The sequence below is a fragment of the Pseudonocardia wallangbongensis genome, assembly GCF_054486945.1.
Map to the genome: position 1 here is coordinate 93467 of NZ_JBRERS010000010.1, position 18666 is coordinate 112132.

General features: G+C 73.3%; 16 protein-coding genes and 2 tRNA genes. 8 read left to right on the forward strand and 10 right to left on the reverse strand.

Annotated elements, in window-relative coordinates:
* Positions 1–22: 22 nt before the first annotated feature.
* The 4 genes from ACU436_RS30440 to ACU436_RS30455 are packed head-to-tail and all read right to left on the reverse strand — an operon-like array spanning position 23 to position 5065.
* Positions 23–787 carry an ABC transporter ATP-binding protein gene (locus tag ACU436_RS30440; RefSeq protein WP_459030448.1) on the reverse strand — a complete coding sequence of 255 codons (765 nt, stop codon included), beginning with the start codon at positions 785–787 and terminating at the stop codon, positions 23–25.
* Positions 784–2427 (reverse strand): dipeptide/oligopeptide/nickel ABC transporter permease/ATP-binding protein, encoded by a 1644-nt coding sequence (locus ACU436_RS30445; protein WP_459030449.1) that lies wholly within the window; start codon positions 2425–2427, stop codon positions 784–786. The genes ACU436_RS30440 and ACU436_RS30445 overlap by 4 nt, the downstream gene beginning before the upstream one ends.
* A complete protein-coding gene (locus tag ACU436_RS30450) occupies positions 2424–3428 on the reverse strand; it encodes an ABC transporter permease (protein ID WP_459030450.1) in 1005 nt (334 codons plus the stop codon). Before ACU436_RS30450 ends, ACU436_RS30445 begins: the two co-directional genes overlap by 4 nt.
* Positions 3425–5065, reverse strand: a complete 1641-nt coding sequence (locus ACU436_RS30455) for an ABC transporter substrate-binding protein (protein WP_459030451.1) — start codon at positions 5063–5065, stop codon at positions 3425–3427. The genes ACU436_RS30450 and ACU436_RS30455 overlap by 4 nt, the downstream gene beginning before the upstream one ends.
* A 111-nt stretch (positions 5066–5176) precedes the next feature.
* On the opposite strand from ACU436_RS30455, the gene ACU436_RS30460 reads away from it, so the two are divergent.
* Complete coding sequence (locus ACU436_RS30460) at positions 5177–7639, forward strand: PEP/pyruvate-binding domain-containing protein (protein WP_459030452.1); 2463 nt, start codon at positions 5177–5179, stop codon at positions 7637–7639.
* On the opposite strand, the gene ACU436_RS30465 is transcribed toward ACU436_RS30460, so the two are convergent.
* Both ACU436_RS30465 and ACU436_RS30470 read right to left on the reverse strand, forming a co-directional pair.
* Positions 7609–8001: a VOC family protein gene (locus tag ACU436_RS30465; RefSeq protein ID WP_459030453.1), complete on the reverse strand. Its 393-nt coding sequence runs from the start codon at positions 7999–8001 to the stop codon at positions 7609–7611. The genes ACU436_RS30460 and ACU436_RS30465 overlap by 31 nt on opposite strands.
* Positions 8002–8006: 5 nt before the next feature.
* Positions 8007–8624 (reverse strand): TetR/AcrR family transcriptional regulator, encoded by a 618-nt coding sequence (locus ACU436_RS30470; protein WP_459030454.1) that lies wholly within the window; start codon positions 8622–8624, stop codon positions 8007–8009.
* A gap of 80 nt (positions 8625–8704) precedes the next feature.
* On the opposite strand from ACU436_RS30470, the gene ACU436_RS30475 reads away from it, so the two are divergent.
* The 3 genes from ACU436_RS30475 (at position 8705) to ACU436_RS30485 (ending at position 11599) form a co-directional block, all read left to right on the forward strand.
* Positions 8705–9784, forward strand: a complete 1080-nt coding sequence (locus ACU436_RS30475; RefSeq protein ID WP_459030455.1) for an FAD-dependent oxidoreductase — start codon at positions 8705–8707, stop codon at positions 9782–9784.
* 200 nt (positions 9785–9984) lie between these two features.
* On the forward strand, positions 9985–10575 hold the full coding sequence (locus ACU436_RS30480) for a hypothetical protein (protein ID WP_459030456.1): 591 nt from the start codon (positions 9985–9987) through the stop codon (positions 10573–10575).
* Between the two features lie 58 nt (positions 10576–10633).
* On the forward strand, positions 10634–11599 hold the full coding sequence (locus ACU436_RS30485) for an aminoglycoside phosphotransferase family protein (protein WP_459030457.1): 966 nt from the start codon (positions 10634–10636) through the stop codon (positions 11597–11599).
* A 102-nt stretch (positions 11600–11701) separates the two neighbouring features.
* On the opposite strand, the gene ACU436_RS30490 is transcribed toward ACU436_RS30485, so the two are convergent.
* Positions 11702–11775 (reverse strand) — tRNA-Gly (locus tag ACU436_RS30490).
* 94 nt (positions 11776–11869) lie between these two features.
* Between ACU436_RS30490 and ACU436_RS30495 the strand changes: the two genes are divergently transcribed.
* Positions 11870–11946 (forward strand) — tRNA-Pro (locus ACU436_RS30495).
* A 265-nt stretch (positions 11947–12211) separates the two neighbouring features.
* On the opposite strand, the gene ACU436_RS30500 is transcribed toward ACU436_RS30495, so the two are convergent.
* Positions 12212–12505 carry a hypothetical protein gene (locus ACU436_RS30500; RefSeq protein WP_459030458.1) on the reverse strand — a complete coding sequence of 98 codons (294 nt, stop codon included), beginning with the start codon at positions 12503–12505 and terminating at the stop codon, positions 12212–12214.
* Between the two features lie 98 nt (positions 12506–12603).
* Here ACU436_RS30500 and ACU436_RS30505 point away from each other — a divergent pair, with 98 nt between their 5' ends.
* Positions 12604–12795 (forward strand): MerR family transcriptional regulator, encoded by a 192-nt coding sequence (locus ACU436_RS30505; protein ID WP_459030459.1) that lies wholly within the window; start codon positions 12604–12606, stop codon positions 12793–12795.
* A gap of 52 nt (positions 12796–12847) precedes the next feature.
* On the opposite strand, the gene ACU436_RS30510 is transcribed toward ACU436_RS30505, so the two are convergent.
* Together ACU436_RS30510 and ACU436_RS30515 are read right to left on the reverse strand one after the other, a co-directional pair.
* The gene (locus ACU436_RS30510) at positions 12848–13819 is read right to left on the reverse strand and encodes a methyltransferase (protein ID WP_459030676.1); all 972 of its coding nucleotides are present in this window, start codon (positions 13817–13819) and stop codon (positions 12848–12850) included.
* 155 nt (positions 13820–13974) lie between these two features.
* Positions 13975–14169, reverse strand: coding sequence for a hypothetical protein (locus ACU436_RS30515; protein ID WP_459030460.1), 195 nt, complete (start codon positions 14167–14169; stop codon positions 13975–13977).
* A gap of 259 nt (positions 14170–14428) precedes the next feature.
* Between ACU436_RS30515 and ACU436_RS30520 the strand changes: the two genes are divergently transcribed.
* Both ACU436_RS30520 and ACU436_RS30525 read left to right on the forward strand, forming a co-directional pair.
* Positions 14429–17251, forward strand: coding sequence for a helix-turn-helix transcriptional regulator (locus ACU436_RS30520; protein WP_459030461.1), 2823 nt, complete (start codon positions 14429–14431; stop codon positions 17249–17251).
* Positions 17252–17376: 125 nt separating this feature from the next.
* Positions 17377–18636 (forward strand): lactonase family protein, encoded by a 1260-nt coding sequence (locus ACU436_RS30525; RefSeq protein ID WP_459030462.1) that lies wholly within the window; start codon positions 17377–17379, stop codon positions 18634–18636.
* Positions 18637–18666 lie beyond the last annotated feature (30 nt).

The following is an 18666-nucleotide window of genomic DNA, read 5'->3' on the forward strand; positions in this document are numbered from 1 at the left end:
CCTGTGGTCGAACGGCGGAAGGTCAGCGGTGGAAGGCGGCAGAGACGAGCGCCGCGGTGTGGTCGGCCCGGGGTGCGGCGAGGACGTCGGCGGTCGGCCCGCTCTCGACCACCCGTCCCCCGCTCATCACGACCAGCCGCGCGCAGCCGTGCTGGGCGAGCGCGAGGTCGTGGGTGATGTGCAGGACGGCGACGCCCCGTTCGGCGGCCAGGCGCCCGATCAGGTCGACCAGGTCCCGGCGCAGGGAGGCGTCCAGCATCTGGGTCGGTTCGTCGGCCAGGATCAGCCGGGGTTCGCAGACCAGCGCCCGGGCGAAGGCGACGCGCTGGCGCTCCCCGCCCGAGAGCTCGTGGGGGAAGCGGCCCAGGTGGCGGCGGTCCAGCCCGACGGCGGCCGCGGCCTCCGCGGCCCGGTCGGCCCGCGCGGCCCGGTCGCCGATCCGGTGGACGACCAGCGGCTCCGCGATCACCTCCGCGACGCGCATCGTCGGCGGCAGCGACGCGTACGGGTCCTGGAACACCAGGTGCAGCGTCCGCCGGATCCGGCGGAGCGCGGCTCGCCCGGCCCCGACGACATCGGCGCCGGCGACCCGGATGCTGCCGCGGTCCGGGCGCACGAGGCCGGCGGCCGCCCGGGCCACCGTCGACTTCCCGGCACCGGACCCGCCGACGAGGCCCACGACCTCCCCCGGCGCGACCGTGAGACCGACGTCGGTCAGGGCGGCGACCCGGCCGGACCGGCCGCGGTAGGTCACGGTCAGCCCGGCGACGTCGAGGGCCGCGGTCACCGGGCCACCAGCCGCGGCGCGGACTCGACCAGCAGGCGCGTGTACGGGTGCCCCGGGGCGCCCACGCCCCGCGCCGCCGGCCCGACCTCGACCAGCCGGCCGGCCTGCATCACGGCGATCCGGTCGGCAATCGACTCGATCATCGGCAGGTCGTGCGTGACGACGAGCAGGGCGAGGCCGAGCCGGCGGCGCAGCCCGTCGAGCAGGTCGAGGACCTCGGCCTGGACCACGACGTCCAGGCCGGTGGTGGGCTCGTCGGCGATCACGACGGCGGGCTCGTTCGCCAGCGCCATCGCGATGACGACCCGCTGGCGCATCCCGCCGGAGAGCTGGTGGGGGTGGTCGCGGCCCCGCCGCGGATCGATGCCGACGAGCTCGAGCAGCTCGGCGGCGCGCTCCCGGGCGGCGACCCGCCCGACCCTGCGGTGCACGCGCACCGCCTCGACGAGCTGGGCCTCGATCGTGTGCACCGGGTTCAGCGCGCTCATCGCCTCCTGGGGGACGAGCGCGACCCGGTTCCCGCGCATGCGGCGCAGCTCCCCGGGCGGCAGCGTCGCGAGGTCCCGGCCCTCCACCCGGACGGCGCCGCCGGCCGTCACGCCCGGCGGGAGCATCCCGACGGCGGCCGCCGCCAGCGTCGACTTCCCGCTCCCCGACTCCCCGACGAGCCCGACCAGCTCACCCGCGGCCACGTCGAGGTCCACCCCGTCGACCGCGCGCACCGGGGTGCCGCCCGGGTAGGTGACGTGCAGGCCGTCGATCGCGAGCGGCGGGCCGTCCGCCTGCGCGACGAGCCGGAGAGAGGCGGCCGGCCGCGGCGTCGCCCGGCGAGCCCTCAGGGACGGCCGCGCCCGCTCCTCGAACGCGTGCCCGAGCAACGCGAACGCCAGCACCGTCAGCGCGATCGCGAGCCCCGGCGGGAGCACCCACCAGATCCAGGCGTCGGTGAGGAAGGCGCTGCGGGCGTGCGCGAGCGACAGCATGGTGCCCCAGCTCTTCGCCGTGATGTCGCCGAGGCCGAGGAACGCGAGCGACGCCTCGAGCAGGATCGCGGTCTTCGTGGCGAGCACGAACTGCGGCACGACCAGCGGCGCGACGGCGGGGAGCAGGTGGCGCGGCACCACGTACCAGGGGCCCGCGCCCATCGCGCGCAGCGCCTGGATGTGGTCGCGTTCGCGCAGCGACAGCACCTGCGCGCGCAGCTCGCGGGCCACTCCGGCCCACATGACGGCGGAGATGACGAGGATCTGGGTGCCGAGGCCGGGCCCGGCGAACACCCCGATCACGATCGTCAGGGGCAGGGCCGGCAAGGCGAGGACGACGTCGACGAGGCGCATCAGGAGCGGGTCGAGCGGGCCACGGGCGTACCCCGCCGTCACGCCGACCGCCGCCCCGATGACCGTCGCGGCGAGGGCGGCGGCCAGTCCGACCAGCAGGGACACGCGGGCGCCGTACACGAGCTCCGAGAGCAGGTCGTGCCCGACGTCGTTCGTGCCCAGCAGGTGCGCCGCCGACGGCACCGAGAACGGCCGCCCCGCCCGCTCGCTCGGGTCGTACGGCGCGAGCAGCGGCGCCGCGACCGCCACCAGCACGAGGGCGGCGAGGATGCCCAGGCCGGTGGCGGCCGTCCCGCGGCTCACGACGCCGCCCCCGCCGACGCGCGCCGCACCCGCGGGTCCAGCAGCGGGTAGGTCAGGTCGGCGAGCACGTTGGCTGCCACGATCCCGATCGTGACCAGCAGGAACGCCCCCTGCAGCAGCGGGTGGTCGCGGGCGGTCACGGCGTCGAAGATCAGCCGGCCGAGGCCCGGGTAGGCGAAGACGGTCTCCACCACCACGGCGCCCGAGAGCATCGTGCCCAGCACCATCGTGACGTTCGTCCAGACCGGCAGCAGGGCGGTCCGCAGCGCGTGGTGCAGGGCGACCCGGCGCTCCGGCACCCCCTTCACGTGCGCGAGCCGGACGAACGGCTCGTCGAGCACCGTGACCATCGCGGCCCTCGTGAGCAGGAAGAACCCGCCGAACGTGGCGAGCGCGAGCGTCGTGGCGGGCAGGACCGTGCGCTGCACGGCGTCGGCGAGCCAGGCCCCGTCCCCGACGCCGACGGCCACTCCGCCGTAGGACGGGAACCAGCCCAGCCCCACGGAGAACACCGCGATCAGGATCATCCCGATCCAGAACGCCGGCATGGAGTCGAGGACGAGCACCGCCGCGACCACTCCGGTGTCGCGGCGCCTGCCCCGGTGCCAGGCCGCCCACGCACCGAGCGCGACGCCGGCCAGGAGCGCGAGCAGGGTCGAGACCCCGACGAGCGCGACCGTCCACGGCAGGTACTCCGCGAGCACGTCCACCACCGGCCGGTTGAACTGCACCGAGCGCCCGAGGTCGCCGTGCAGCAGGCCGGCCCAGAACGTCACGTACTGCACGGGCAGCGGCTGGTCGAGGCCGTAGCCCGCCCGCACCTGCTCGACCGCCTCCGGCGACAGGCCGAGCGCGTCACCGCCGTAGAGGTACTGCACCGGGTCGCCCGGGGCGAGGTGCGGCAGCAGGAAGTTCAGCGTCGCCGCCACCCACAGCACCAGCACGTACTGGCCGGTTTTCGCGGCGACGGCCCGCAGCGCCGTCGTGCCCCGCGCCGTCACGACCCGGGGACGACGATCGCGCCGGCCCGCACCGCGACGTCACGCGGCAGCAGCGACCACTTGTGGACGATCCCGAACCCCGGCGACTCCGCCCAGCCGGCGAACGCCTCCGGCCAGAACGCCCAGTACTCGTCGGGGTAGTACAGCGGGATCGACGTCGGCTGCTCGTTGAACATCCGCTGCATCTCGAACGCCACCGCGCGCCGGTCCTCGACCGTGGTGGTGGCCTTCCAGCGCTCGAACAGCGCGTCCCACTGCGGGTACGGGATCTCCGGCGCGTCCCAGAGGTAGCCGGAACGGTGGGACATGATGAACTGCGTCGGGTCGGCCACCCCGTGCGCGGTGATGCTGCTGACCTGCAGGTCGAAGTCCCGCGAGGTGGACAGGTCGGCGAACGACCCGGCGTCCACCGCCTCCGCGGTGGCGGCGACACCGACCTGACCGAGCTCCTCGGCCACGATCTCGGCCGCGCGGACCTGCGTCGGCTCCACCCCGGACGTCACGATCGTGTACCGCAGCGGGCCCGCCGGACCCTCGCGCACGCCGTCCCCGTCGCCGTCGACGTAACCCAGCTCGTCGAGCAGCGCGCGGGCCCGGGCCGGATCCGTCGGCGTGGAGAGCGTCGGGTCGGTCCACGGCGAGTCCGGGTGCGGGTAGCCCCGGTCCGCGCGACGCCCCTGCCCCAGGTAGACGACGTCGAGCAGCTCCTGGCGGTCGACCGCGAGGCCGATCGCCTGCCGGAAGCGCGGCTGGTCGAACGGCGCGCGCTCGTAGTTGAGGCGCAGCTCGGGGAAGCGCAGCGGGCGGGTCTGGATCATGCCGACGTCCGACGAGCCGGAGAACTCGTCGATGAGCTCGGGTGAGACGGGCCGGAACGCGGCGTCGATCTGGCCGGCCCGCAGCGCGGTGAAGGTGGCCGACGGGTCCGCGATGATCGGCATCACCAGCTCCCGGACGACCGGCGCACCTGCGAAGTAGTCCGGGTTGGCCTCGAAGCGGTAGCCCGTGGTCGGGTCGAACTCGACCAGCCGGTACGGGCCGGTGCCCACCGGCAGCGCGTCGGAGTTCTTCGCCTCGGCCGGCGGCACCTTCGACCAGATGTGCTCGGGGAGGATCGGCAGGTCGGCGAGGGTGACGGGGCCCAGGTCGGGGCACGGGAAGGCGCAGGTGAACCGCACCTCGTGCGGGTCGAGCACCTCGACGGAGGAGACGTCGGGGATCTCGTTGATGTGGTGCGTGAAGCGCCCGGTCGGGGCGTCGTGGGCGTAGTGGAAGGTGAAGGCGACGTCCTCGGCGGTGAACGGCACCCCGTCGTGCCAGCGCACGTCGTCGCGCAGCGACACCTCCCACGTGCTCGGGTCGACCATCCGCACCTCGGACGCGAGCCACGGCTGCGGCTGGTCCACGTACGGCGACGGCGCGAGCAGCTTGTCGTAGACCAGCTCGCTGATCTGCTCCTGGAACGAGACGAACACGTTGAGCGGGCCACCGACGGCCGCCGGCACGGCGATCGTCAGGCGCTCGGCCGTGGTGGGGCCCGCACCGGCGGCCGGCACCGCGCTCCCCGCGCAGCCGCTCGCGACGAGCACCGCGAGGACGGCCGGAACGAGGCGGCGCCACGTTCGGTAGGTCGACATTCCGTCACGCTCCGATTATGGAAAGTTAGGCTTACCTACTTCAATGCATGGTGACCCTAAGTTGTGGATGCTCCACCCACAAGGTCGCCCCGGTGGGAGCACCATGGCTGCATGTCCCCGGCCGTCGTCCCGCTCACCGAGATCGACCCCGCGAGCCTCACGGAGGTCGGGGGCAAGGCCGCCGGTCTCGCCGAGCTGATCCAGGCCGGTGAGCGCGTTCCGGAGGGCTTCTGCATCACCACCGAGGCCGGTGAGCTCGCAGGCGACCTGCGCCGGCAGATCGTCGAGGCCTACGAGCTGCTCGGGTCCGGCGCCGTCGCCGTCCGGTCCAGCGCCACGGCCGAGGACCTGCCGCACGCCAGCTTCGCGGGCCAGCACGAGACGGTCCTGAACGTCCGCGGCGCCGACGCGCTGATCGACGCGGTTCGGCGGTGCCGGGAGTCGCTCGGGAGCGAGCGCGCGGTCGCGTACCGGGAGGCGGGCGGCTTCGGGGACGCACTGGTCAGGATGGCCGTCGTCGTCCAGCGGATGGTCGACCCGGCCGCAGCGGGCGTGCTGTTCACGGCCAACCCGATCACGGGCACGCGCACCGAGATGGTCGTCGACGCCGTCGCGGGCCTCGGGGACGTCGTCGTCGACGGGAGCGGCGCCGCCGACCACTACCTGCTGACCGGCCGGCCGGACGAGCACGCGGACGGGTGCCTCGACCCGGCACGGCTCGCACAGCTGCGCGAGGCCGGCGAGCGGGTGCAGCGGCGGGCCGGGTCACCGCAGGACATCGAGTTCGCGTTCGACCGCGACAGCACGCTGTGGCTGCTCCAGTCCCGGGCGATCACGACGCTGTTCCCGCTGCCCGTGTCGCCGAGGCCCGGACCGCGCGTCTACTTCGAAGCCGGTCACATGCAGGGCATGTTGCGGCCGTTCACGCCGATGGGCATGTCGGTGATGCGGGTGGCCACAGCGCAGTACTTCCGGTCCATCGGCATCCCGGCCGACCCGTTCCTCGGCCATCCCGGCATCGTCGACATCGGCGGGCGGATGTACCTCGACCTCACCGCGTACGTGCGGTACAAGGCCGTGCGGGCGAAGCTGCCCGCCAGCATGAAGATCTACGGGCCGCGGGTGGAGACGGCGCTGCGCCGGGTGCTGGACGATCCGCGGTACGCGCCGCTGCCCGGCCGGCCCTACCGGCTGCGCGTCGCGATCGCGGTGACGGCCCGGGTGGCACCGGGACTGGTCGCCGGGTTCGTGAGCGCGATGGCGAACCCGGCGAGAGCCCGGACGCGGGCGTTTCGCGCCGCCGCCGAGGTGAAGCGCGGGTCCCGCGCGCCGGACGGCCTCCGCACCGCCGAGCGCCTGCGCTTCGCGGCCGGGCTCCAGGGCTCGTTCATGAGCACCGGCATGGCGGAGATGCTGCCGCCGCTCTACGCCTCGATGCTCTCGCGGGCGGCCGCGATCGGCCTGCTCAAGAGCATCGCCACCGAGAGCGAGGTCGACGAGACGCTGCGCGGGATGCCGCACAACGTCACGACCGAGATGAACCTCGGCCTGTGGCGGCTGGCGGCCGCCGCGGGCGAGCACCGCGACCTGCTGCTGAACACGCCGCCCACCGACCTCGCCGCCCGCTACCTCGAGGGCGACCTGCCCGAGTTCGGGCTCGACGGGTTCCTGCGCGCCTACGGGCACCGGGGCGCGGCCGAGATCGACGCCGGCGTCCCGCGCTGGGCCGAGGACCCGGCTCCGGTGTTCGCCGCGCTCGCCGGCTACCTGCGGGTCACCGACCCGGAGCAGGCCCCCGACCTGCGCTTCCGGCGCGCGGCGGCGGAGGCCGTCGCGAAGATCGACGAGCTCGTGGCGAGAGCGCGCCGCACGCGGCCGGTGCGGGCCCGGCTGGCCGGATTCCTGCTGCGCCGCTCCCGTGCCCTCGCCGGCCTGCGCGAGCTGCCCAAGTTCGCCTGGCTCTACGCGTTCGTCGAGATGCGCAGGCAGCTCCTCGCAGCCGGGGCCGAGCTGCGGGACCGCGGCGTGCTCGACAGCGCGGACGACATCATGTTCCTCGACTTCCGGGAGGCCCTCGCCGCCACCGGGTCCGGCGGCGCCGGGCTCCGCGGCCGGATCACCGCCCGGCGCGCCGAGTACGACCGGGAGATGCGGCGGCGCAGCGTCCCCGGGCTCCTGCTCTCCGACGGGACCATCCCCGAAGCGCTGGCGCCCGACACGCCCCACGCCGACGGCACCCTGGTCGGCATGGCGGCGGCACCGGGCACGGCGACCGGCCGGGCCCGCGTGATCCTCGATCCCGCAGGGGCGCACGTGGAACCCGGCGAGATCCTCGTGGCACCGACCACCGACCCCGGCTGGACGCCGCTGTTCATGACGGCGGGCGGCCTGGTCACCGAGACCGGGGCGGCGATGGCGCACGGGCCCACGGTGGCCCGCGAGTACGGCATCCCGGCCGTCATCTGCCTCCGGGACGCCACCCAGCTGATCACGACCGGACAGTTGATCACCGTCGACGGCGCGGCGGGGACGGTGACGGTGGATCAGGAGGACGTGGTGACCTTCCACAGGTAACCGTCCGGGTCGCCGAAGTAGCCGAAGTAGCCCCAGCCGACGGCGGCCGGCTCCTTGACCACGGTGCCGCCTGCGGCCACCGCCCTGCGCATGACCTCGTCCACCACCTCTCTCGACTCGGTGATGAAGTGGAGCGAGACGCCGCGGAACCCGGATCCCGCAGCGGGGACACCCGCGTCCCGCGCCGCCGCGTCCCATTCGTACAGCGCCAGCTTCGAGGACCCCTCCCCCAGGTTGCACATGACGTAACCGGGGTGGTCCTGCTCGATCTCGCAGCTCATGCCGTCCGCGTAGAACTCCTTGGCGCGAGCGACGTCCTCGACGCCGAGCATGATCGCGCCGGCCTTCAGTCCGATGTCCATGGCGCTCAAGCGTTGTGGAGGCCCGCCGCGGGTGCTTCTCGATTCCTGACCGGTCCGGGACGCGTGGCGGCCCAGCCGTTCTCGAGCAGGGCGAAGACCTCCCCGATGGCGCGCTCCCGGTCGGGACGATGCGAGGTCAGCTCCCGCGCTTCGAGGGCGAACCGGGCCAGCGCCGCGCACGCGACGTCGTCCTCGGGCGCCCCGGCTTCGTCCGCGATCGCCCGCGCGAGCGCCGTCTCGTGCCGCAGCCACATCCGGTGGGAGTAGGCGCGCAGCGCCGGGGTGTCCTCGACCATGCGCAGGAACCGCTCCAGCTCCGCCGCGTCCCGCCGAGGCCGCACGAGGTGGGCGTGCAGCGCCTGCGGGACCGACTCGCCGGGCGCCCGCTCGCGCACAGCGGCGACCAGCGCGTCCTCGACGTCCTGGTCCTCGTCGAAGACCAGCGCCTCCTTGCACGGGAAGTGCTTGAACAGGGTCGTCACGGACACGTCGGCCTCGTCGGCGACCTCCTTCACGCCCACCTGGTCGTAGCCGCGCGCCAGGAACAGGCGGAGGGCCGCGTCGGCCAGCGCCTTGCGGGTCTGGGCCTTCTTCCGCTCGCGGCGGCCGCTGGGCTGGGTCACCAGCCCACCCTACCGTTAAGTTAACTCGATACATAAGTTTAGTCATTGCACTTTCGGAGCGGCTGTGCTCTTCTGGGGCGGTGACCACCCCACCTCGGATCGCCATCGCCGGAGCCGGCCTCGGCGGCCTCCTCTGCGCCCGCGTGCTCCAGCTCCACGGGCACGCCGTCACCGTGTTCGAACGGGAACGCTCGCCCGACACGCGCCCGCAGGGCGGCACCCTCGACATGCACGCGGACAGCGGCCAGGTCGCGCTGCGCACCGCGGGCCTGCTGGACGAGTTCACCGCCCTCGCCCGCCCCGAAGGCCAGGAGTGGCGGCTGCGCGACCCGGAAAGCGGCGCCCTGCAAGCGCAGGAGGACGCCGAGTTCAGCGGCGGGCCGGAGATCGACCGCGGCCAGCTGCGAGGCCTGCTCCTGGACTCGCTGGCCGACGGAACCGTTCAATGGGGCCGCGGGGTCGACCGCGTACACCCGCGAGGCCCCCGCGTGGAGTTCCCCGACGGCACGGGCGAGGACTTCGACCTGGTCGTCGGCGCCGACGGCGCGTGGTCCCGCGTGCGCGGCGCGGTGTCCCCGGCCGAGCCCGCCTACAGCGGCGTCACGTTCGTGGAGACCTGGCTGGAGGAGGACCGCCATCCCGAGGTCGCCCGGCTCGTCGGCAACGGCACGATGGCCGCCACGGTTCCCGGCACGGGGCTGTTCGTGCAGCGCAACAGCGGCGGACACATCCGGATCTACCTGGCCCTGCGCACGCGCGAGGACTGGCCCGCCGCGGCCGGGCTGGACCTCGAGGACGAGGCCGCCACCCGTACGCACCTGCTGTCGCAGCTCGACGGCTGGCACGAGAGCCTGCGCGACTTCATCCGCCACAGCGACTCGGGCTTCGTCAACCGGCCCCTGCTGGTGCTCCCCGCACCGCACATGTGGGAGCACGTGCCCGGCGTGACGCTGCTCGGCGACGCCGCACACCTGATGCCACCGCTGGGCGTGGGCGCCAACCTCGCGATGCTCGACGGTGCGGAGCTCGCCACCGCCCTCGCCGCGGAGCCCACCGTGGACGACGCGGTGCGCGCCTACGAACGCGTGATGCTGCCGCGGTCGGCCGAGATCGCGAAGGAGTGCTCGGAGGGGCTCGACCACCTACTGCCGGCGGCGTGACGGTTGCGACGAGCAAGGAACGAGGATCCGCGAAACCTATGGCGTAGCTCACGTCGACCGTGACCAACCGGACGGTTGTTGCGAGCGGTCTCCCCTTCCAGAGCGGATGTTCGCCTGGCGGAGGCGCAACGGCGATGCGGCTTGCCGGACGGCACCGTTGCAGCGCTCTGCCTCGCGCGACTATCGGGGGGTAGTTGGACATGGGATGGATCAACATCGCGATCGGGGTGCTGCTTCTGGCGCTCGCCCTGGTCGACCCGCTGTCGCTGTGGCGCGCGACCAGGGGGTGGACGTATCGAGATCCCGAGGCCAACGAGCCTTCGGATGATGCCCTCTCGCTGGGCCGGGCGGGCCGCGCGGTCGGGGGAGTGCTCTCGATCGTGCTGGGCATCTACGTCAACGGGGGCTTCGACCACACCGAGGATCCGCACGCCGCCGCCCAGCAGATCGCCGCTGCCGTCCGGGCCGGCGGCCCGGTGGATGTGACCATCTACGACGATGACGGATCGGAATTCGTGTTCGACCTGGACTCCAGGTTGGACTCGGCACTGGAGGACGCGCGACCAGCGGCCGCGCTCGAGATCGACGGCGCCACGAGGGGTGCCGGCTATGCCGATTACACGCTGCGGGACGGCGGTAGGAAGAAGTTCTGTCTCGCGGTGACCGAGACGGGTCGCTCGGAGCGGAAGGAACCCGCAACGGGATACGCGGCCACGCCTGGCGTCGATGTTGCGATACAGGTCGGCCTGACCGACGGCGGCTGCAGGAGTCGGCGGTCGGCCGGCCGGTAGCGCGAGTCCGCGGATGGCGAGAGGCGCTCCCCCTCCTGCCTCAGTACCGTGACTTCGGATGACCGAGATCGAGATCACGGCGGACCTGGTCCGCGACCTGCTGCGGGAGCAACATCCCGACCTTGCAGGGCTGGCCATCCGTGAGGTGATGGGCGGCTGGGGCAACCAGATGTGGCGTCTCGGGGACGAGCTGGCCGTGCGAATGCAGCGCATGGACCGCACCCCGGATCTCCAGCTCAAGGAGCGGCGATGGCTACCTGTACTGGCCCCGCGCCTGCCGCTCCCGGTGCCGACCCCGGTGCGGTTCGGCGAACCGTCGGAGCGCTTCCCCAAGCACTGGACCGTGATGACGTGGGTTCCCGGCGAGCCGCTCGACCACGGCTCGATCAGCCGCGGCGCCAACGCGGCCGACACTCTGGCGGGTTTTCTGCGGGCGCTCCACGTGGAGGCGCCCGCCGAGGCGCCGATCTCCAGGGACCGCGGTGCCCATCCCAGGAACTGCGCGGACGGCTTCCAGAGCTTCTTCCAGGCCGTCGCCCTCGACGACATCGCCGCCGACGTCCGGGCCGTCTGGGACGACGCCGTTGCGGCCAAGGCATGGGAGGGCCCACCGGTGTGGGTGCACGGCGACCTCCATCCCGCGAACGTCGTCGTCTCGGACGGAACGCTCTCGGGCATCGTCGACTTCGGTGACATGTTCGCCGGCGATCCGGCGTGGGACCTCGCCGCCGCATGGGTGCTGCTACCCGCGGGCACGGCCTCGCGGTTCTTCGACGTGTACGCGCATGCGGACGAGGCGGCGATCCGGCGCGCCCGCGGGCTGGCCGCTATGAAGAGCCTCTTCCTGATGCTCATGGGGCAGAACGGGGATCGGGGCCTTCCCGGCGCCAAGCCTCACTGGGGACCTGCGGGTCGGGCGGCGCTTGATCGCGTCCTGGACGGTTTCGGTGATGGGCGAGCGGATCAAGGCAGGTTGCGCGGGTCGACGGCGACAGCGCGGTCATCCGGTCCGGCCGTGATGTGACGGGCGAGGTGCGCATGCCCAAGGGGCGCGGCGAGGGCACGAACACCGCTCACGCGGGTTCCGATGGTCGGCGGCAACCACCGTTGCGCCTGGTAGAAGGCTTGGAGCGGGCGACGGGAATCGAACCCGCGTAGCCAGTTTGGAAGACTGGGGCTCTACCATTGAGCTACGCCCGCATACCCTTGAGGCTACCCGACCACCCGCCCGACCTCGGAGCCACCCGGTATCCGGTGTCCCGCCGCGCAGAGCGCCGCTTAGACTCGCTCCGAACGGGGTGTGGCGCAGCTTGGTAGCGCACTCGCTTTGGGAGCGAGGGGCCGTGGGTTCAAATCCCGCCACCCCGACCAGATCAGGGCCGGTCCGGAGGATCTTCCGGGCCGGGCCGACCCGCTGCGTGTAGCAGCAGTCTGCGCCCACCGTGCAGTTCGAGGTCGAGCACGGCCATCAGCACCTGCCGATCGTCGAGTGCCGGGTCAGGCGGGCGGCGCCACCGCCCGGACTGCCCCCGCCGCGCACATCGTCGCGGCACCGCACACATGCCCGACCCTGTGTGCGGATCTCGGACGGTGTGTGCGGCCACCCGGCTCGCCGGAGCGGGCCTTTCAGGGCCGGCTACGCGGGAGGCAGGCCGAAGAGGCCGCGCGGCTTGCGGTGATGCGTCCCGCGGAACGGGCGGTTCACCGTCTCCTTCACGAACCACCACGCGTCCGCCTCCGAGTCCGCCCAGCCGTGCGCCGACTTGCCGCCGTCGAGAACGACGGTCCAGCGGTACCGGCCGCTGCGCGCACTGAAGTTCACCGACGCCCGACCCTGCGCCCGCGCGATCTCCAGCCGCGCGTCCGCCTCGTCCGCCGCCTCGCCCATGGCGCAACCGCCTCCCGGGATCGCCGTCCACCAGAACGTCACGGGGCAACAGTACGTCAAACCATGACATCTCGTGTAGTCACGCGCATTATCGCGTTAGATCGACGACTCGTGCGTCAGACCGTGCCTAGCCTGCGGGTATGCCCGGCAAGTCCGACTACCTGACGACGCCGCAACTCGCGGCGGCTCTCGGGCTGTCTCTGCGCTCGGTCCAGCGGTACCACCAGGACGGGAAGATCCAACCGGAGTACACGACTCCGGGGGGCCAGCACAGGTGGAACCTGGAGAACGTCCTGGCCCAGCTACGCGAGTTCCGCCCTCACGCAGACTGACCTCGCACTTCACACGAAGCCGTGCCGGACGAGTCGTGGTCGACCACCACCGCTACGCCGCCGAACGATCTTCCGGGCCCTCAGCGGGTGCCACCCCGAACTCGAGCACCGTCCGCCCATCTGCCACCGGGGCCGCGCCGTCGAGCCGCAGCCCGCACTCGGCGGCCAGCCCGGCCAACCCGTCGACCGTCCGTTCCCGCCCGCCGAAGCACATGAGCATGAACAGGTCCATCGCGGTGCCCGCCGACCCCGCGCTCTCGATCACCACCACGGTGCCGTCCGGTGCGGCGGCGCGCTGGCAGCCGGCGAGGATCGCGCGGGCGTGGTCGTCGTCCCAGTCGTGGAGGATGTCGGACAGGAGGTAGGCGTCGGCACCCGCGGGCAGCGGGTCGAAGAAGCTGCCCGCGACGGCGCTCGCGCGGTCGTCGAGTCCGGCTGCCGCGAACCGCCGGGTGGCGGCGGTGGCGGTCGGGGTCAGGTCCAGGACCCGCCCGCGGAGGTCGGGATGCGCGTGCAGGATCGCGGCGAGCACCATCCCGTCTCCCCCGCCGACGTCGAGCACCTCGGAGAAGCGGCTCCAGTCGAAGCGTTCGGCGATCTGCGCGGCCTGCACCTGGAACCGCCAGTTCATCTGGGCGTCGAACGAGTGCCGCAACGGCGGGCTGGCGTCCAGGTCCGACCAGAAGTCGCGGCCGTACCGCCGCTCGTAGCCGGATGTACCGGTGGTGATCGTTCCGAGCAGTTCGACGAAGGCGAGGTCGGCGCGCCCGCCGGCGCAGTTGATGTCGAGCAGGGGCTTGACGCCTTCCGGGGCGTTCTCGCTCATCTGGGCGCCGAGGTCCGTGGGCCGGTAGTGGCCGGACCCGGGATCGTGGTCGAAGACCCCGACCGTGACCAGGTGATCGAGCAGGCTCCGCAGGGCTGGTGCCGAGGTTCCGGTCTCGGAAGCAAGGTGCTCCGCCGTCGCTCCCCCGTTCCCCGCCAGCTCCACGAGGCCGAGCGTCGCGGCCACCCGGACCGCCATGGGAGTGGCCAGATCGGCCAGGGCCCTGATCGACTCCACGACCCGAACCTAGCTCCGGTCAACTGGGCGGGCTCCTACGCCGTACACGCCACATGATCGCTGGAAATGGTGTGAGGGCGTCAGATCTGTCGCTCTCACACCGGAACTGGCGATCATCACTCCCCCAGCGGCGCGCAGCCATGCCCGCACCCGGCCAGGCGGGCGGCGGCACGAACCATGTCGGCGAACGACGCCAGCGCCCCGCACAGGTACGGGTAGCCGGCCAGGGCGTCGCGCAGTTGGTCGGCGTAGCCGGCCGCGACCGTGTCGTAGGAGGTTCGGGTGTCGACCAACCAGGAGTCCGCCTCCACGTCCCGGGACCGTAGGCGTCGACCACGACGGCGCCCGGCCGACGGACCGCGAGGGGGTTCGATCCGTCGACCGGGCTGGCACAGAAGTGCCCGAACCGGGCGGCTCGCACACCTCGCCACGTTCGCTCGAACCGGTGTGTTGTGCGTTCCGGCACCGGGGCGGGGATGTCCGGGTCCCGGGCCGCCACCCGTGATCCCCGGGTCGTACCCGTACCGCACCCGGGTCACAACCACGCCATCCCGCGGCAGCGTGCCGATCGTGGCCACTACGTCGAGCACACCGAGCCGCCCGTCAGACGCCCGCCTCGATCCGCTGCGGCTGTACGGGAGGGCCGACGAGTGCGCCCGCCTGGAGCTGCTCCTGCGCGATCCGACTCCCCTGCGCGTGCTCGGTGAGAGCGGGATCGGGAAGAGCGCCCTGCTCGAGCACGTGGCCCGGCGCGCGACCGGGTACGAGGTGCTGCGGGTGCGCGGCGGCCCGGCCGAACGGGAGCTGCCCTACGCCGGGCTGCACCTGTTGTGCGCGCCGCTGCTGGGGAGCCTGCAGGCGCTGCAGCCGTCCCAGCGGGACGCGCTCACCACGGCGGTCGGGCTGACCGCCGGCCCGCCGCCGGACCGGTTCCTCGTCAGCCTCGCCACGCTGAACCTGCTCACCCACCACGCCGGGACCCGACCGGTGTGCTGCATCGTCGACGACGCGCACCTGCTCGACCGCCCGTCCGCACAGGTGCTTGCGTTCGTGGCCCGACGCACCGAGCACGGCCTCCCGATCCTGCTCGCCGAACGCGAACGGCGGCCCGCGGCCGAGCTCGACGGCCTGCCCGAGATGCGCCTCAGAGGGCTGCCGAGCAGCGACGCGCGAGCCCTGTTGGCAGCGACCACCCCCGGCAGGATCGACCCCGCCGTCGCGGAGCGGATCCTGATCGAGGCCCGAGGCAACCCGCGGGCGCTCGTCGAGGCCTTCGACGGCGGCAGCGTCGACGAGCTCGCCGGCGGGTACGCGATCCCCGCACCGCACGCAGGTTGCCGCGAGACCGACCACAGCTGTGTCCGGCGCGCGCAGCAGGTACCCGCCGACGCGCGGCTCCTGCTCCTCACCGCCGCTGCCGATCCCACCGGCGACCCGGCCGTGGCGTGGCGGGCCGCGGCGACGCTCGGCATCCGGCCCGGCGCCGCCGAGGCCCTGGAGGGGCAGGATCTGCTGGTGTTCGGTCCGCGGATCGTGTTCACGTGCCCGCGGTTGCGGGCGGCGGTGTACGCGTCCGCCCCGCGCGCCGAGCTCCGCGCGGCTCACCGGGCACTCGCCGACGCCGAGGGGAACGCCGACCGCAAGGCGTGGCACCGCGCGCTGGCCACCAGCGCCATCGACGACGACGTCGCAGCCGACCTCGAACGGCACGCCCCGACCGCCCAGGCCCGCGGCGGCATGGCGGCCCGCGCCGCGTTCCTGGGGCGAGCGGCCCTGCTCACCTCGGACCCGGTGCAGCGGGCGCAGCGGGCGTTGGACGCCGCGGAGGCGCAGCACGACTCGGGCGCCCCGCACGCCGCCGAACGCCTGCTCGCGATCGCCGAGATCGCGCCTCCGGACGAGGCGCGGCGGGCGAGGGTGGCGCTGCAACGAGCCCGGATCGCGTTCACCACGCGCCGCGACCACACCGCACCCGGGGCCCTGCTCGACGCGGCACGGCGCATCGAGCCGCACTCACCCGTGCAGGCGCGGGACGCCTACCTGGAGGCGCTCGTGGCGGCGCTGCTCGCCGGCGACCTCCTCACGTCGCCGACCCTCGCCGACGTGGCACGCGCTGCCCGGGCCGTCCCGGCCACGAGACCGGCCCATCCGACCGACCTGCTCCTCGACGGCCTGGCCACCCGGGCGCTCGACGGCTACCGCGCCGCCGTCGCACCCCTCACCGCAGCGATCGAGACGTTCCAGGTCGCAGACCTCGACCCGGCGGCGGAACGCTGGCTGTGGCTGGCCGGGTGCGTCGCCGCCGACCTGTGGGACGAGCAGGCGTGGAGCGCACTGGCGTCCCGGCGAGCGGCCCACACCGGCATCGACGACGTGCCGACGCCGGCCAACGCACCGGCCCACCTCGCGGTCGCCGACATGCATCGCGGCGAGTTCGACGCCGCCCGCGCCGCCCTCACGCACGCCGACGCGCGGGCCTCGGCCACCGGCGCCGCACCGGTGCGCCACCCGTCCCTGCTTCTCGCGGCGTGGGAGGGCCGGTACGGCGTCCTCCACGACGTGCTGCCGGCGGCGCGCCAGGACGCCGTGCACCGCGGCGACGGCATCACCCTGACGGCCGCGAGCCTCGCCGAGGCGGTCGTGCACAACAGCATGGGCCACTACGACCAGGCGCTCGCCGCGGCTCACGACGCCTGCCGGTCCGAGCAGCTCGGCCTGCGCGGATGGGCACTGGTCGAGCTCGTCGAAGCGGCGGTGCGCAGCGGGCATCACGAGGCCGCGGCCCGGGCCGCCACCCGGCTCGGCGGCCGCACCGACGCCGCGGGCACCGACTGGGCCCTCGGCGTCCAGGCGGCGGCTCGGGCCCTGGTCGCCACCGGGCAGGCCGCGGAGCCGCACTACCTGGATGCGATCGACCGGCTGGGCCGGACCGGTGTCCGGATCCACCTCGGCCGCGCCCAACTGCTGTACGGCGAGTGGCTGCGCCGCCAGAAGAGGCGCATCGATGCACGGCCGCCCCTGCGGGCAGCCCAGGAGCTCTTCGCGTCCATCGGCGCGGAGGCGTTCGCCGACCGGGCCCACCGGGAGCTGCTCGCCACCGGTGAGAAGGCGCGCAAACGCGGCGTCGACACCTGCCGTCAGCTGACGCCACAGGAGTCCCGGATCGCCTACCTGGCGCGCGACGGGCTGTCCAACCCCGAGATCGCCGGCCGCCTGTTCGTCAGCCCCCGCACCGTCGAGTACCACCTGCACAAGGTCTTCGTGAAGCTCGTGATCACCTCGCGTACGGAGCTGCACCTGGTGCTGGACGCCGCCCCGGACCCGCGACGAGCGGCTCCACGGCGCCTCGCGTCCGTCGTGATGTCCACGGGCGATCAGCCGGCGGCGGGGTAGCCGGGACTGGGCAGTGCCGCTGGGGAGTCGCCGGAGCCGACCGGGCCGGCATCGGTGGAACGTCGCCATCGTGTGCGAGCCCGCACGCCCGACCAGCACGCATCGACCCGGGAAGCGAGATGCCCATGCCTGACGACCAGCCGATGTCCATGACGTCCATGGGGCGCGGAGGCCACCTGTACCTGCAGACCAACGAGATCCGCAACGCGATCATCCGCTACGTCCGCGCCCCCGACGGCACCCTCACCGAAGCGGAGCGCGTCCTCACCGGCGGCGCGGGCTCCGGCGTGTTCAAGCCGATCAGCGGCCAGGCCAGCGCCCCCAACGCGTTCGAGGGCGCCGCGAGCGTCATCCTCACCCCGGACCGGCGGTTCCTGTTCGCCACCAACGGCGGTGACAACTCGGTGTCGAGCTTCGGCGTCGGCGCGGAGGGCAAGCTGACGCTGATCGACGTCAAGCGCACCGGCAACGTCGTCGACGGGGCGAGCGGCACCGCGAAGTCGCTCGCCTACGCTGCCGCCTCCGGCACCCTGTACGTGCTGCACTCGTTCGGGCCCGACCACCTGCGGGCCATGTCGGTCGACGCGGACGGCAACCTCACGCCGCGCCCCGAGCGCTACACCGCCAACACGATGGACAAGCCGGGGCGGGTCCCGACCATGGTCGTGCTCACACCGGACGGCAAGCACCTGATCGTCGGCACCACGTTCGACCAGCTGCCGACCGCGAACCCCGACGGTTCGCCCATCCTGTGGGTCGAGGGCCCCGACGGTGCGCCGAAGTCGATCGCGTCGAACGCGCCCGACCCCGACGGTCTGGTCGTGTTCGCCGTGCGGCCCGACGGTGCGCTCGGCGAACCGTCCTTCCAGGACGCCGGCTGCGGCTCGCCGTTCTACCCGGCGTTCCTGCACCACCGCCCCGACCACTTCGTCATCGGCGCCGCGGTCGGTGACGGCATCGTGCTCGCACGCATCGACGCCGCCGGCAAGGTCACCACCGGTCCGCTGGTGGAGATCGACACCAGTGCGGGCAAGCCGAGCGAGCTGTGCTGGCTCGCGGTCTCACCCGACGACGGGTTCGTCTTCGCGACGAACTTCGGCTACAGCAACGTCTCCAGCTTCCGCCTCGACGGCAACGTGGTGTCGGTCGCCGAGGACCCCGCGTGCCCGAAGGTGCCAGGGGACGGCACGTTCCGCGCGCTCAACGGGACGGTGAGCAGCGGGCCGAGCGACAACTGGCTGTCCCCCGACGGGTCGTACCTGTACCAGATCTACGGGAACGCCTCGAAGCTCGTGGGCTACGCGGTGCAGCCGGACGGCGCTCTCCGGGAGGTCACCAGCGCGCCGATCCCGTACAACAGCCCGCAGGGCCTGGCCGGCTTCTGAGCTGGATAGCAGATCGCAGCCCGACCGCAC